The sequence below is a fragment of the Streptomyces sp. NBC_00775 genome, from assembly GCF_036347135.1.
GTDB classification, from domain to species: Bacteria; Actinomycetota; Actinomycetes; order Streptomycetales; family Streptomycetaceae; genus Streptomyces; species Streptomyces lutosisoli.
In genome coordinates this window covers 386389-400420 of sequence record NZ_CP108938.1, presented here as the reverse complement: position 1 = coordinate 400420, position 14032 = coordinate 386389, and the positions used below count along the sequence as shown (strand labels likewise).

Below are 14032 nucleotides of genomic sequence, written 5' to 3'. Positions count from 1 at the left end.
CGCCGGAGGGCAACACGGACGGAGCGGTTCGGCTGACACGGAGCCGTTCCGGGCTCGCCACGGGTGTCGACCGAGACCTCCCTGAGGCTCGTGCCCGGACGGAGGCCGGCGGGCGCCGGTCTGGGATGCTGACGCGGTGTCGACCCCACCGCGGATACCCGAGCCTGTCACCCCGGACGCGCCCACGGTGCTGAGGCGGCCCTTGCTGACCCAGCAGTGGCTCGATCTCACCTTCGTCCACTGGGCTGTCGACCCGGACAGCGTCGCGGGGCTCCTGCCGGGCGGAACGGTCCCGGACGTGCTCGACGGGGTCACCTATATCGGCCTGGTCGCCTTCCGGATGCACCGGGTCGGCTGGCTCCGCTCGCCGGGAGTGCCGTATCTGGGGACCTTCCCGGAGACGAACGTACGCCTGTACTCGGTGGACGCGCACGGTCGGCGCGGCGTGGTGTTCCGGTCGATGGACGCGGCCCGGCTCGTGCCCGTACTGATGGGACGGGCCGTCTTCGGGCTTCCGTACCTGTGGTCCCGTATGGCCGTCCGTGCCGACGACGACGTCGTCACCTACACCAGCTCACGGCGCTGGCCCGGGCCGCGCGGCGCGTACAGCCGGATCGTCGTGCGGCGGGGCGAACCGGTGGTGGAGCCCACCGAGCTGGAGCACTTCCTGACCGCCCGGTGGGGCATGCACAACACCTTCTTCGGCGACACCGGGTATCTGCCGAACGAGCATCCGCGCTGGCCGCTGCACCGTGCGCGGCTGGTCGCGTGCGAGGAGAACGTCCTCGCGGCGGCCGGAGTGCCCGTGCCCCTCGGCGAGCCGGTGAGCGTCCTGTACTCGCCGGGTGTCCCAGTGCGGCTCGGCCGTCCGGCCCGGCCGGGTGGCATCCCGACCCCCTGAGCGCCGGTCAGTGTTCCACGGGTGAGGACGATCCGCTGGGGCGCAGCCGGTGGTGGCCGTCGACGGGGTGGGTGAAGTGCGGTCGGTGGAGGTGGTGGGAGGTGGTGCGTTCGATGACCAGGATCGCGGCGTCGTCGGCGGGTTGGCCGCCGACGTGGGCGAGCAGGTCGTCGTAGACGTGACGGAGCAGGGTGTCGGGATGGGAGGAGGGGAAGGAGGCGACGCGCTCGGCCAGTGGGTAGAAGGCGCCCGTGGGTGAGCGGGCCTCGATGACGCCATCGGTGTAGAGCAGCAGGATGTCGCCGGTTTCGAAGGTGAACGGGTCGGGGTGGTGGCTGGAGGCGGGCAGCTCGCACATGCCCAGCGGGGGTACGGGGCGGCGCGCGTGCAGGACCGTGACCTCGTGATCGTGCAGCAGCAGGGGTGGGGGATGACCGCAGTTGATCATCTCGGCCTGCGGGCCCTGGTCGGGGAGGTCGAGTACGAGCGCGGTGATGAAGTGTTCGCCGGGATCGTGCTCGGTGTCGGCCACCTCGTCCAGGTCCCGGCACACGCTCACCTCGAGGGCAGCCGTGAGCGCCGGCAGGGTGGCGTACCGATGGGAGCCCTCACGGAACGCGCCCAGCACCACCGACGCCTCGCCGATGGAGGCCAGGCCCTTGCCCCGGACATCGCCGATGATCACCCGGGTCGAGGAGTGGGCGGCGCGGGCGACCGCGAACAGGTCGCCCCCGATGTGGGTCTCGTCCTCGGCGGCCAGATACAGCCAGGCCACGCGCAGCGGACCGATCCGGCGGGGTGGAGGCCGCAGCAGAACCCGCTGCGCCGTCTCGGCCACCGACCGGGCCCGGCTCAGCTCCCGAGCGCGCCGCTCCCGTACATGGCAGACGAACACCACCAGTGCGGAGAGCACGGTCAGGGCGATGATCTGCGCGATGTGGTTGGCCGTGGTCAGTCCGCCGTGGAGCACCGCGATAACCACCTGGGCGGTCACGGCCAGTACCCCGACCAGAGCGGTCAGCGACGCCCCGGCGAGAGAAGCGGTGAGCGCGGGCGCGATGACCAGCAACGGGCCCAGATGGATGTCGCTGGGGGAGCGGATGTCCACCACAGTGATCACGACGATCAGCGCGAGCGGGATCGCCACCAGACCACGGCCCGACGGCTCCTCCACGAGGCGGTCCACTGACACGCGCCGGATATCCACATACCCCATTTTGCGCCTGTTCTCCGGGCGACTGTTCCTGCTGGACACGGGCACAAGGCGCCGCGACGGCCCTCGGCGGAGTCAGTTCCACAGGGGATAGCTGACCACTTGCTCGTATCCCTCAGGCCTGGCGTCGGTGTAGACCAGGGTCATCCGGGTGTAGTGCTGCAGTTCCGGGTGCTTCTTCCAGGGCTGCGGGTGGTCGAGCCGCACGGTGACCGGGTACGGGTGGAATCTGCCCGCCGCGCAGTAGGGCTCGCAGTCGTTCACGACGTTGACGCCCTCGGCGGTCGCCGCGTCCGGCAGCCACTGCGACCAGTGCATCGAGACGAGGCGGCTGTTGCCGTCACCGCAGGCGAGGATGAAGTCGGTGGGGCGTACGTCCGGATGCCAGAAGCAGTCGACGAGCACGGAGGCGGCGGGCTGCTGTTTCACGGCCTGCGCGCCGGGAGGGGCGGCGGAGGCCGTTCCCATGACCGCGGCGAGCGACGCGGCCGCGCAGAGTCCCACCGTCGTTCTTACCGTGTGTCTGCGCATGTCCGCTCCGTGCCGTTGCGACGCCGCCCGATCGGCCCGATCGTTCGCCCGATCGTCACTGTATTGACGCTACGGCCGTGTCGGGGGATGCACCACTCGTACGGAGTAACGTCGAGTGGTGGAACAGGGGGCGGCTCGGGCGACAGCCCAAGGAGGTCGACGTGGCTGACATGACTCCTGAGGCCGGAGCGAGGGACGGGGTGCGCCGCAGACCTGGCGAGCCCTGGGGCGCCGACACACTCCGCTACCTGCCCATCGCCGAGCACGGCCTGATCGGCGATCTGCGCAGCGCGGCCCTGGTCGGTACGAACGGCACCATCGACTGGTACTGCTGCCCACGCTTCGACGCACCCAGCGTCTTCGCCTCGATCCTCGACGCCGACCGGGGCGGATCCTTCGAACTCGCCGCCGACGTCCCGGCACGCACGAAGCAGTTCTACTTCCCCGACACCAATGTGCTGATCACCCGCTTCTTCGCGGACGACGGAGTCGGCGAGATCCAGGACTTCATGCCAGTCGTCGACGACTCACGCGAGGCCGACCGGCACCGCCTGATCCGCCGCGTGGTGTGCGTCCGCGGAACGCTGCCCTTCCGCGCGCGCGTCGCCCCCCGCTTCGAGTACGGGGCCGCCCCGCACACCGTGCACGCACAAGCCGGCCAGGCGGTCTTCACGTCGTCCTCGCTCCGGCTCGCGCTGACGTCCACCGTGCCCATCGAGGTCTCGGGCCAGGACGTGTGGTCGCTGTTCAAGCTGCACGAGGGCGAGTCCGCCGTCTTCACCATCGACCGGGTCGGCGGCGATGTGGGCCCCCGCTTCTGCGCAGTGGCCGAGGCCGAAAGGGAGTTCAACGCGACCGTCCGCTACTGGCGGCGGTGGCTGTCCCAGTCGCGCTACCGCGGCCGCTGGCGGGAGATGGTGCACCGCTCCGCCCTCACCCTGAAGCTGCTCACCTACGCCCCGACCGGCGCCATCATCGCCGCACCCACCACCAGCCTGCCCGAACAGATCGGCGGCGAGCGCAACTGGGACTACCGCTACGTCTGGATCCGCGACGCCGCGTTCTGCGTGTACGCGATGCTCAGACTCGGGTTCACCGACGAGGCGGAAGCCTTCATGGGCTTCCTGTCCGAGCACGTCCGGCTCACAGCGACCGGGACGCCCCAACCCGGCGGCCCCCTGCAGATCATGTACGGCATCGACGGAAGTCGTGACCTGCCCGAACGCGAACTGCCCCACCTGGAGGGCTATCGGTGCTCGGCACCCGTACGCGTCGGCAACGCCGCCGTCGGCCAGCTGCAACTGGACATCTACGGGGCGCTCGTCGACTCCCTCTACCTGTACGACAAGTGGGGCAAACCCATCTCCAGCGCGCACTGGGACAGCATCAGCGAGCTCGTCGACTGGGTCTGCGACCACTGGGACCAGCCCGACGAGGGAGTGTGGGAGACCCGCGGAGGACGAAAGCCGTTCCTCTACTCACGGCTGATGTGCTGGGTGGCGATCGAACGCGCGATGCGACTGGCCCAACACCGCGGCCTCCCCGCCGACATGGTGCACTGGGGGAAAACCCGGGACACCATCTACCGCCGGATCATGCGGCACGGCTGGTCCGACGAGCGGCACACCTTCGTCCAGTACGAGGACAGCAACATCCTCGACGCAGCACTGCTGATGATGCCGCTGGCGAAGTTCATCTCCCCGACCGACCCGAAATGGCTCGCCACGCTGGACGCGCTGGGCGAGGACCTGGTGTCCGACTCGCTGGTCTACCGCTATGACCCGCAAGCCAGCCCCGACGGCCTCCAAGGCGAAGAAGGCACCTTCTCGATCTGCTCCTTCTGGTACGTCGAGGCACTGACCCGCGCGGGCCGACTCGACGAAGCCCGCCTCGCGTTCGAGAAGATGCTCACCTACGCCAACCACCTCGGCCTGTACGCGGAAGAGATCGGCCACACCGGCGAACAGCACGGAAACTTCCCCCAGGCATTCACCCATCTCGCCCTGATCAGCGCGGCCTTCAACCTCGACCGCATGCTCGGCTAGCAAGGGCGCTCAGGGCGCTCAGGGCGCCGTGAAGAGAGCCGGGAAGCGGGGAGCGAGCCAGGGCTTGCGCCCCCAGACGAGGATCCGGCCCTGGGCGATGGCGCTCCACTGGTCGCGGCGGCCGAGGGCCATCAGGAGGAAGGTGACCGGCTCGATGAGGATGGTGCAGTCCGGGCGGGCCGGCGGCCGTGAGTCGACGGACACCGCGCCATCGCTGACCGTCACACCGAATTGGCCACCGCCCCACAGGCGGACCGAGTAGCAGGCGGTCAGCCCGGCGGTGCGGGCGCTGTTCGTCACCCGCGGCATGACCGTGATCAGGAACGGCAGGGTCAGCCTCACCCGGGCACGGTCGATCATGTGGGTACGCCCCAGGGCGCGGGCGAGATCGTAACCGTGGCCCAGCATGTGCGTGAGCAGGTACGAGCCCAGCACCTCCAGGCTCATCGGGCCCAGCGGAGAGACAACACCTTCCTCCGCGGCACCTTCCTCCAACGCCTTCAGGCAAGCATCGGCCTGCGCCACGATCATCGCCGCCAACGGCTGAGCCCCACGCTCGGCGAACTCGGCGAGCGCCTGTTCATTGGCGGCGGCGAGGCTCTGCGGCGTGCCGTCCCCGTAGCTGCGTGCGTGTCCCGCGGCGATGTCGGCCATCAGCTCGTTGGCCAGCGCCAGATGCGCCGCCGCCTCCCCGACGCTCCACTCCGCCCCGGGTACCCGACGTTCCATGTCGGCGCCGCCGCGCAACAGCGCGGCAATGTCCTCAGCGGTCTCGCGTATCGCCACCCGCCCAGCCACAGGTTCCACGCCGCTCCCATCCTCTTTTCGGATCATCCGGCGTACAGAAGAGCAGGTAACGAGGGCAGCGACAAGACCCTGCACGGCGACACCCTCAGCCGCGCGTCAGTGGATGTCCGGCGAGCGGAGGCAGGATATTTAGTACAATTATCGATGAAATTTACTGTGTATCCCTACGCGGGAGTACGGACATGGTTGAGCGGGGCAGCCCGGAGAAACGGGGGCGCCTGAGCCGCCCGCTGGTGCTCGCCGCGGCCGTCGCCCTGGTCGACAGGGACGGGCTCGCGGCGCTGACCATGCGGCGACTGGCCACCGACCTCGGCGTGGAGCCGATGGCCATCTACCGGTACACCGCCGGCAAGGAGGCACTGGTCGACGGCCTGGTCGAGGCCTTCTTCGCCGAGGTCAACGAACGGCTGCGCACCTCGGCCGGGGAGATCCACTCCGACCGGGATGCCGAATCCGCCGGTCTGCTCTGGCGCGCCGAACTGCGCCGGATCGCACGTGCCTTCGCCTTCGTGGTGCACGCCCACCCCGAGATCCTGCCCGTGGTGGCCACCCGCCCGCTCAGCCTGCCGGTGGCCCGGCGCCCGGCACCGTTGCTCCAGCTCACGGAACACATCCTCGCCGTGCTGGGCCGGGCCGGCTTCGACGACGCCACCGTGCTGTCGATCTACCGCGCCTTCGTGGCGTGGAACCTCGGCTGTCTCCTGGTGGACAAGCGTCAGGTGGTCGACAACCCCGATGAGCCGGACCTCCTGCTGCGCCTGGGCCTGCACCGGCTGCCCGCCGCCGAGTACCCGCGCCTGCGCGCACTCGTCCCGCGACTGGCCGAGTACGACGACGAGCAAGAACTGATGGCAGGCCTCGACAGCCTGCTGAGCCGGATGCCCGAGGCGCCCCTTGACTCGTTCTACGGCGGAAGCGCACCCTGAGGATACGAGGTACACATCGGACATATCTCTACGTCAGTAGGGGCGTCGTCGGCGTCGCTGATGTGAGCCCTCGGCGCCCGGAAGAAGGCCGCCATGTCCACCACTCGTTACGAGATTCTCCGTGTCCGCGTCACAGCCAAGGACGCCGAAACCCTGCGCACTCTCCTGCGCGAGGCCCGTCCCGACGTCGGGGGCCGCGCCCATGAGGGCGACGACGGCAGCTTCAGCATCGAGGCCTATGTCTCCCCCAAGCAGGCCGCCGCCCTTGAACGCGAGGGCGTGTCGGTCACGACGATCGAGGACGCCGCAGCCACCGGGCGTGCCCGCCAGGCCGAGGTCGGCGAGGGAGACCGGTTCGCCCCCGAGGACGCGGTTCCGCGCGGGCTCGCCCTCAAGGTGAAAGACGCCTAGGAGGGACACCATGACGTACTTGAACACCATTGAGGTCGAGTCCGCCGTGACCAGCCTGGCCACCGCGTTCCCGTCCGCATGCGACATCATCGACCTGCCCAACGCCTCGTTCGAAGGCCGCAGCGGCCATGCCCTGCGGATCGGCACGGGCCCCGCCGGCACCAACGACTGCGTCGTACTGATAGGAGGCGTGCACGCCCGCGAATGGGGCAGCTGCGAGGTCCTCATCCACCTCGCCGCCGACCTGCTGGAGGCCTACAGCGGCGGTACGGGCCTCGTCTATGGCGGTACGAGCTTCACCTCCGACGAGGTGCGGAGCCTCCTGGACGACCTGGATCTCGTCGTCTTCCCGCTCGTCAACCCCGACGGCCGGAACTACAGCCAGAACGTCGACCCGATGTGGCGAAAGAACCGCAACCCGGCCAACTCCGGCGGGGATCCCGCCCGCATCGGCGTCGACATCAACCGCAACTTCGACTTCCTCTTCGACTTCGCCACCGCCTTCGACCCGACCGCCGGGCCCCGGGTCTCGGCGGACCCGGGAGATCTCGAGGTGTACCAGGGCCCCAGCCCCTTCTCGGAGCCCGAGACCCGTAACGTCCGCTGGCTGCTGGACGAATTCCCGCGGACCCGCTGGTTCGTCGACGTGCACAGCTACTCCGAGGACATGCTCTTCGTCTGGGGCGACGACGAGAACCAGTCCCTCGACCAGGCCATGAACTTCCTCAACCGCGCCTTCGACGGTACGCGCGGAGTGGCCGGCGACCCGGCCTACGCGGAGTTCATCCCGACGGGCGACGCCGACGACGCCGCCGTGCTCGCCGAGCAGTTCTGCGCGGGACTGCGGGGCGTACGCGGCCGTGCCTACACCCCGATGTCCGCCTTCCACCTGTACCCGACCAGTGGAACCAGCGACGACTACGCGTACTCCCGTCACCTCGTCGACCCCCGGAAGGGCAAGATCCTCGCCTTCACCATCGAGTGGGGCAAGAGCTTCCACCCGCCGTGGCCGGAGATGGAGCGCATCATCCTGGACACCGACGCCGGGCTCGCGCAGTTCTGCCTTACGGCTCTCCAGCAGCGGCGACGGATGGCGGCCACGGGTGTCGGTGCCGGCGCGAGCGCCGATCGCTGACATCGGCGTACACCTACGAGGCACACGTACTCCGTACACGACCATCGCATGTCCGCGCTCAGAACCTGTCCGAGTCGGCTGCTCACACCCGTGATCGACGCACTCGCTCAACCATCCTGTTCCTGCCAAGTGACTGAAATGGCAGTTGAGAGAGCGGCAGATCACTACTATTCGTTCAGTTTCGACTCCTGCCCTGTTTTCGGGCGGACAACTCTTCTCTACGGGGACATATGTTCATACGTTCTGCCGTCGCCACCCTGTCGGGCGCGCTGGCCCTGTCCGCCCTCGCTGTGACCACCGCCGACGCCGACGCCGGCCAAGGGGACACCCAGGTCGTCCAGGTCCTCGTCAACAACGGCAAGTCGGTTGTGGTCGGCGCCACCACGAAGAAGACGATCACGCTCAGCATTACCGCCAGGGACAACTCGGGGATCAAAGAAGCCTACGGGTGGCTCTACCACGGCTCGTTCGACAATCCTGACGGCTTCGCGGGGCCCGGCTCCGACACTCCGCTGACCTGCACCCCTGTCCCCGGAAGCGTCACCGACTCCACCTGCACGGCCAGCATCACCATCGACCCCAACGCGGCCCTCATCAACGCCAACGCCGGTACGTGGCACGTCTGGACCTCGGTGGACGCCAACGACTTCGACTTCATCAACAAGGACAGCGCGGGCACCTTCCTGATGAAGCGTGCCGCCAAGCTGACCGCCGATGCCTCCCCCGAGCCGGTGACCGCGGGCAAGGTCATCACCGTCAAGGGCACCCTGAGCCGCGCCAACTGGGACAACCTCACCTACGGAGGCTACGTGGGACAGTCGGCGAAGCTGCAGTTCCGGAAGGCCGGCACCACTACGTACAACACGGTGAAGACGGTCACCAGCGGTGCCGGAGGCGCTCTCAAGACCACCGCGACCGCCTCCGTGGACGGCTACTGGCGCTGGAGCTTCGCCGGGACCGGCACGACCGGAGCGACCAGCGCCGCCGGTGACTACGTCGACGTAACAGCGGGCTGACCTGGCAGCCGCCGCGAACCGGCGCCGCTTGCGGTACGAAGGGGCGTGGCGGCAGGGTTCGGGGTGTGCCCACTTTGCTGATCGTGCATCACACGCCCTCGCCCAACTGCCAGGCGATGTTCGAAGCCGTCGTCTCCGGTGCGACGGCGCCGGAGATCGAGAACGTCCGGGTCGTGCGGAGGGCGGCCCTGTCGGCCACCGCCTCGGACGTACTCGGTGCCGATGGCTATCTGCTCGGCACACCGGCGAACCTCGGCTATATGTCAGGCGCCCTCAAGCACTTCTTCGACCAGGTCTACTACCCCTGCCTGGACGAGACGCGCGGTCGGCCCTTCGGCTACTACGTACACGGCGGGAACGACGTCACGGGGGCGGTGCGCGGCATCGAGTCGATCACGACAGGCCTCGGCTGGCGGCGCGATGCCGAGGCGGTGACGGTGACGGGTGAGCCCGGCAAGACCGATGTCGAGGCGTGCTGGGAACTGGGAGCGACGCTCGCCGCCCAGCTGATGGGCTGATCCGAGCGGCAGTTCACCGACCTGGGTGGGACGCACCGGCGATGGACGGGGCGTCCTGCACCTCGGCGGCCGCGGCGAAGCTGAGCGCGAGGTGAGTGGCCAGGTGAGACGCGGTCGGCGGGGAGAGGCGGGCGCCGATATATCCGTCGGGACGGATCAGGAACGCCGTGGGCTGATCCGCCACATCGTAGAGACGGGCGAACTCACCGCGAGCGTCGCGGTACACCGGCGCGGTGGACGCCAGGGCGGGTGCGTCGGGGCGACATATGATGTAGGTGTCGACGTGGCCCTGCGAGAACTTCCGGGCGGTCCGCGGGAGTTCGCCGAAACCGTCGCCGTACAGGAGCAGCAGGAGCACCCCGGGGTCCTGCACCTGTACATCCACCTCGTGACTCCTCCCCGTCCTGAAGGACGGGGCTTCTCGCTATGCCGGGTTGGCGTCGCGACGGACCAGCCCGGCCCGTAGAACGTTGAGAGCGCCCACCGTGTCAGCGTGCGCGTTGTGGCCGCAGGCAACGCAGTGGAACTTCTCTTGTGTGGGCCGGTTCTCCTTCGCGGTGTGCCCGCATTCGGGGCAGGTGCGGGAGGTGTTGCGGGGGTCCACGGCGATGACTTCCCGTCCGGCGCTTTCAGCCTTGGCGTGCAGGATCGTCAGGAACACCCCCCATCCGGCATCGTTGATCGACGTGTTGAGCCCGGCTTTGGCAGCCGCCCCGTTGGGCAGGAAGCTGCCCGGCTGGTCGGGGTCGGGCTTCGGCGCAGGGACCTTGCTCATGTTGCGGATCTTGAGGTCCTCGTGCGCGATGAAGTCGTGTGCGCGGACCAGGTCGAGCGCGGTCTTGTGCGCGTGGTCAAGCCGCTGGCGATGCACCTTGCCGTGGAGCTGGGCGACCTTCTCCACCGCGCGCTGGTGGTTGGCGGTTCGGTCCTTCGCCTTGCGGCGCGGGAACCGGGACAGGGCCTGCTGCGCTGCGTCGAGCTTCGCGGCTGCACGGCGGCCGTGGCGCGGGTTGGGCACGAACTCGCCGTTCGAGTCGGCGAGGAAGTTGGCGATGCCCAGGTCGATGCCGGCCACGGAGCCGGTCGCGGGCAGCGGTTCGGGCTGGTCCTGCTCGGCGCTCAGCACGACGAACCACTTACGGCCCTCACGCTTGACCGACACGGTCTTGACCCTGCCGGCCACGGCGCGGTGCTGGTGGACCCTGACGTGGCCGACGCCCTGGAAGCGGACGCGGGTAACAGGATCGTGCGGGGTGGAGTCCCACCGGCAGCCGTCCCCGTCCTTGGGGAAGTCCACCGTGTCGAACCAGGTCACCCCACGGAAACGCGGATAGCCGGGCGTGTCACCGGACTTGACCCGGCGGAAAAACGCCTGCATCGCCTTGTCCAGTCGGCGCAAGGTGGCCTGCTGCGAGGAGAACGACCAGCGGCCCTGACGCTCCGGGTCGAATGCCCGGATGTCCTTGAGCTGCGCGGACTGCATGCCGTACGTGACGCTGGTCTTCGACGGGTGCCGCCAGGCGTCGCGCCGTTCCTGCAAGGCCCCGTTGTAGAGGAAGCAGTGATCCCGCAGCATCTCGACGAGCGCCTGCTCCTGGCGGACGGTGGGCCGCAGGAGGAACTTGTACGCACGGATCATCCAGCCCACCCCCTCCGGTCGGGATCGCTTGATCCTACTACACTTGGCATATGTCACCACGATGGGAACCAGATCCCGATATCAGACGCGGAAACCACGTCATCTACAACCTCCACGCACACTTGGTGTTCGTCACGAAGTACCGGCGTGAAGTCTTCAACGGCGAGATGCTGACACGCTGCGAGGAGATCATGCGCGATGTGTGCGAGAGCTTCGGCGCGGAGCTGCGGGAGTTCAACGGCGAAGGCGATCACGTCCACCTGCTCGTGCACTACCCGCCGAAAATCGCCCTGTCCAAGCTCGTCAACTCCCTCAAAGGTGTCAGCTCCCGATACCTGCGGGCGGAGTACACCGGCCGGATCAACCGGACCGGGACGGGCTCGGTGTTCTGGTCCCCGTCCTACTTCGTGGGGTCCTGCGGCGGCGCACCACTGAGCATCGTCAAGGAGTACATCGAGAGCCAGAAGCGCCCAGCCTGACCGTCACCACACAGGCGCAGAGATCTCCGGCGCTTCGCGCCTCCGGGCCGAGGATCGCATTCCCGCCCGGCTTAAAGGCCGGGATTCCCTGCGAAGAACAAGGGATGGAGATGTCGCCCACCCCCGAGACCGCCCTGCCCGTCGCGGACCGGCTGCGCGGCCTGGTGCCCGACGCCGGCCATCTGCAGCACATGCCCACGCATCTGGACGTGCTGTGCGGCGACTACCGGCGCGTGGTGGCGGACAACAGCCGCGCGATCGTCGCCGACGAGAAGTTCCACGCGCGCGCCGGTGCGATGAACTTCTACACGCTCTACCGGTCGCACGACTATCACTTCAAGATCTACGGGGCGATGTTCCTCGGCCAGTCGACGACCGCCCTGGATACTGCCGCGCAACTCGAGGCGTCCATCCCGGAAGAACTGCTGCGGGTGCAGAGTCCGCCCATGGCGGACTGGCTGGAGGGCTTCCTCGCGATGCGGGTCCATGTCCTGATCCGCTTCGGCCGCTGGTCCGACATCCTGCGGCTGCCGATGCCCGCGGAACCGCGGCTGTACTGCGTGACGACGGCGATGCTTCATTACGCCCGCGGCGTCGCTCTCTCGGCCACCGGCAGGATCGCCGAGGCCGAGGACGAGCGCGACAGGTTCCGTGCGGCGACTTCCCGTGTCCCGCAGACACGCATGCTGTTCAACAACACCTGCGCCGACATCCTCGCGATCGCGTCGGCGATGCTCGACGGAGAGCTGGAGTACCGCAAGGGCAACCACGACATCGCCTTCGCCATGCTGGAGCGGTCGATCGCGCTGGACGACAGCCTTCCCTACGACGAGCCGTGGGGCTGGATGCAGCCCACTCGACACGCGTACGGAGCGCTGCTCCTCGAACAGGGGCGCGTAGCGGAGGCGGAAGCCGTCTACCGGGCCGACCTGGGACTCGACGGCACCCTGCCCCGGGCCTCGCAACACCCCGCCAACGTCTGGGCCCTGCACGGCTTCCATGAGTGCCTCGTCCGTCTGGGCAAGGTGGGGGAGGCGCAGATCGTGGCCCAACAGCTGAAGATCGCGCTCGCCCTCGCGGACGTACCGATCGAGGCCTCCTGCTTCTGCCGCCTCGAAGCCGTCACCGGCGCAGGCACCGCCTCGGGCACTGCCTCGGGCACCGCCGAGACCGGCTGTTGCTGAGCCCCGTCTTCTGGAAGTGGTTCACGCGGTCCGTGTGTCGCCATCCGTCAACGACGCGACAGTACGTTCAACGACGCGACAGTACGTTGTCGACGGCCTCGGCGGGCGTCGAGACCTCGACCAGCAGTCCGGCCTGCCCAGAAGCAGCGGCCTCAGCCGGCGGAGTCCAACTGCGCAGCGCGGCAACCGGCTTGCCTGCGTGCAGTGCCAGCGCCACCTCACTGAGCGTTCCCCAACTGCCTCCCACCGCGATGAGGGCATCGCAGGTATTCACCAGGACGCCGTTGCGCAGTTCGCCCAGACCGGTCGCCAGGGCGACGGTCAGGTACGGGTTGGCGGCGGTTCGGTCTCCGCCGGGCAGTACGCCGACCACGGTGCCGCCCGCCGCGCCGGCGCCCTCGGCACAGGCCTCCATGACACCGCCGAGCCCCCCGCACACGACGACCGCACCACGCTGCGCCAGCAGTCCGCCGACCTGCCGGGCCAGCTCTGTCTCCCGGGCGGTCGCCTCGCCCGGCCCGGCCACCGCGATGTACGGACGGTGTCGACGGCTGGAGTCGATCAAGGCAACCCCCAAGGAATCGGCCTGTGCACCACAGGAGCACATCCATGCCCACGGCGACCCACGTACCGAGCTTATGCACCAACCGTGTGCTTGTGCATCACGTCGAGGTAGTGCCGATCACGGTGCGGCACGTGGTTGTCCCGTCCCGGCAGGCTGAAGACCGCGCAGACGTCGGCGGGTTGGGTGATCAGGCTGGACTGCTCGCCGAAGGTGAGGGTGCTGTTGACCGCATGCCGGCAGCCTGCGGCGTCCAGGGCGGCGATCAGCTCCTCGCGGAGGACGGTGGCGTCGCATGACTCGGAATCGGGCAGGACGAGCGGCGGAAGGCTGGCGGTCGAACCGGGCCAGAGGCTGATCCAGATTCCGCTGACGGCCCGCTGAGTGACCGATAGCCGCAGCCCGTTCCAGGAGTACGGGTAGCCGTCGATGTCGGGCCCTTTGAGGATGTGGGCGGGGTGCGGGCGGCCCGGGCCGAGGAGGTCTTCAGCCTCAGCCAGGGACATTCCGCAGTTCAGGGGCCCGATCCGGCCAGTGCGGGCGAAGTCGACGAGCACGTCCATCAAGGTCACGACAGTGACTGTGACACTCTCCCGGGCCCCTTCGCATCCCGATATCAGCGCGGCGCCGCAGCGCGTACGAGGTGAAGAAAATCGCGTCAGAGG

At 68.6% G+C, this 14032-nt stretch carries 15 protein-coding genes and 1 pseudogene; 9 read left to right on the top strand and 7 right to left on the bottom strand.

The features are described 5' to 3' along the window. The first annotated feature begins 136 nt into the window (after window positions 1-136). Window positions 137-901, top strand: a complete 765-nt coding sequence (locus tag OIC96_RS01985; RefSeq protein ID WP_330309628.1) for a YqjF family protein — start codon at window positions 137-139, stop codon at window positions 899-901. Window positions 902-908: 7 nt separating this feature from the next. On the opposite strand, the gene OIC96_RS01980 is transcribed toward OIC96_RS01985, so the two are convergent. Both OIC96_RS01980 and OIC96_RS01975 read right to left on the bottom strand, forming a co-directional pair. Further along, a complete protein-coding gene (locus OIC96_RS01980; RefSeq protein WP_330309629.1) occupies window positions 909-2093 on the bottom strand; it encodes a PP2C family protein-serine/threonine phosphatase in 1185 nt (394 codons plus the stop codon). Between the two features lie 96 nt (window positions 2094-2189). Then, entirely contained in the window at window positions 2190-2645 is a 456-nt protein-coding gene (locus OIC96_RS01975) for a hypothetical protein (RefSeq protein WP_330309630.1), read from the bottom strand. 170 nt (window positions 2646-2815) lie between these two features. On the opposite strand from OIC96_RS01975, the gene OIC96_RS01970 reads away from it, so the two are divergent. Further along, window positions 2816-4690 carry a glycoside hydrolase family 15 protein gene (locus tag OIC96_RS01970; protein WP_330310412.1) on the top strand — a complete coding sequence of 625 codons (1875 nt, stop codon included), beginning with the start codon at window positions 2816-2818 and terminating at the stop codon, window positions 4688-4690. An 18-nt stretch (window positions 4691-4708) separates the two neighbouring features. On the opposite strand, the gene OIC96_RS01965 is transcribed toward OIC96_RS01970, so the two are convergent. Further along, entirely contained in the window at window positions 4709-5524 is an 816-nt protein-coding gene (locus OIC96_RS01965; protein WP_406502216.1) for a maleylpyruvate isomerase family mycothiol-dependent enzyme, read from the bottom strand. A 155-nt stretch (window positions 5525-5679) separates the two neighbouring features. On the opposite strand from OIC96_RS01965, the gene OIC96_RS01960 reads away from it, so the two are divergent. The 5 genes from OIC96_RS01960 (at window position 5680) to OIC96_RS01940 (ending at window position 9503) form a co-directional block, all read left to right on the top strand. Continuing rightward, window positions 5680-6423, top strand: a complete 744-nt coding sequence (locus OIC96_RS01960) for a TetR/AcrR family transcriptional regulator (protein WP_330309631.1) — start codon at window positions 5680-5682, stop codon at window positions 6421-6423. Window positions 6424-6516: 93 nt separating this feature from the next. Next, entirely contained in the window at window positions 6517-6834 is a 318-nt protein-coding gene (locus tag OIC96_RS01955) for a hypothetical protein (RefSeq protein ID WP_330309632.1), read from the top strand. Between the two features lie 10 nt (window positions 6835-6844). Further along, window positions 6845-7969, top strand: coding sequence for a M14 family metallopeptidase (locus tag OIC96_RS01950; protein ID WP_330309633.1), 1125 nt, complete (start codon window positions 6845-6847; stop codon window positions 7967-7969). Window positions 7970-8199: 230 nt separating this feature from the next. Then, window positions 8200-8985: a calcium-binding protein gene (locus OIC96_RS01945; RefSeq protein WP_330309634.1), complete on the top strand. Its 786-nt coding sequence runs from the start codon at window positions 8200-8202 to the stop codon at window positions 8983-8985. Between the two features lie 65 nt (window positions 8986-9050). Beyond that, window positions 9051-9503: a flavodoxin family protein gene (locus OIC96_RS01940; protein ID WP_330309635.1), complete on the top strand. Its 453-nt coding sequence runs from the start codon at window positions 9051-9053 to the stop codon at window positions 9501-9503. Between the two features lie 13 nt (window positions 9504-9516). On the opposite strand, the gene OIC96_RS01935 is transcribed toward OIC96_RS01940, so the two are convergent. Further along, a complete protein-coding gene (locus OIC96_RS01935) occupies window positions 9517-9888 on the bottom strand; it encodes a hypothetical protein (protein WP_330309636.1) in 372 nt (123 codons plus the stop codon). Window positions 9889-9927: 39 nt separating this feature from the next. Then, window positions 9928-11142 carry an RNA-guided endonuclease InsQ/TnpB family protein gene (locus OIC96_RS01930; protein WP_330309637.1) on the bottom strand — a complete coding sequence of 405 codons (1215 nt, stop codon included), beginning with the start codon at window positions 11140-11142 and terminating at the stop codon, window positions 9928-9930. 50 nt (window positions 11143-11192) lie between these two features. Here OIC96_RS01930 and tnpA point away from each other — a divergent pair, with 50 nt between their 5' ends. Together tnpA and OIC96_RS01920 are read left to right on the top strand one after the other, a co-directional pair. After that, complete coding sequence (gene tnpA, locus OIC96_RS01925) at window positions 11193-11621, top strand: IS200/IS605 family transposase (protein ID WP_330309638.1); 429 nt, start codon at window positions 11193-11195, stop codon at window positions 11619-11621. A gap of 104 nt (window positions 11622-11725) precedes the next feature. Next, a pseudogene (locus OIC96_RS01920) lies at window positions 11726-12805 on the top strand (tetratricopeptide repeat protein); the annotation flags it as partial. A gap of 67 nt (window positions 12806-12872) precedes the next feature. Here the strand turns inward: OIC96_RS01920 and OIC96_RS01915 are convergent. Then, the gene (locus tag OIC96_RS01915) at window positions 12873-13370 is read right to left on the bottom strand and encodes a TIGR00725 family protein (RefSeq protein ID WP_330309639.1); all 498 of its coding nucleotides are present in this window, start codon (window positions 13368-13370) and stop codon (window positions 12873-12875) included. A gap of 71 nt (window positions 13371-13441) precedes the next feature. Further along, the gene (locus tag OIC96_RS01910; protein ID WP_330309640.1) at window positions 13442-13939 is read right to left on the bottom strand and encodes a hypothetical protein; all 498 of its coding nucleotides are present in this window, start codon (window positions 13937-13939) and stop codon (window positions 13442-13444) included. Between the last annotated feature and the right edge of the window lie 93 nt (window positions 13940-14032).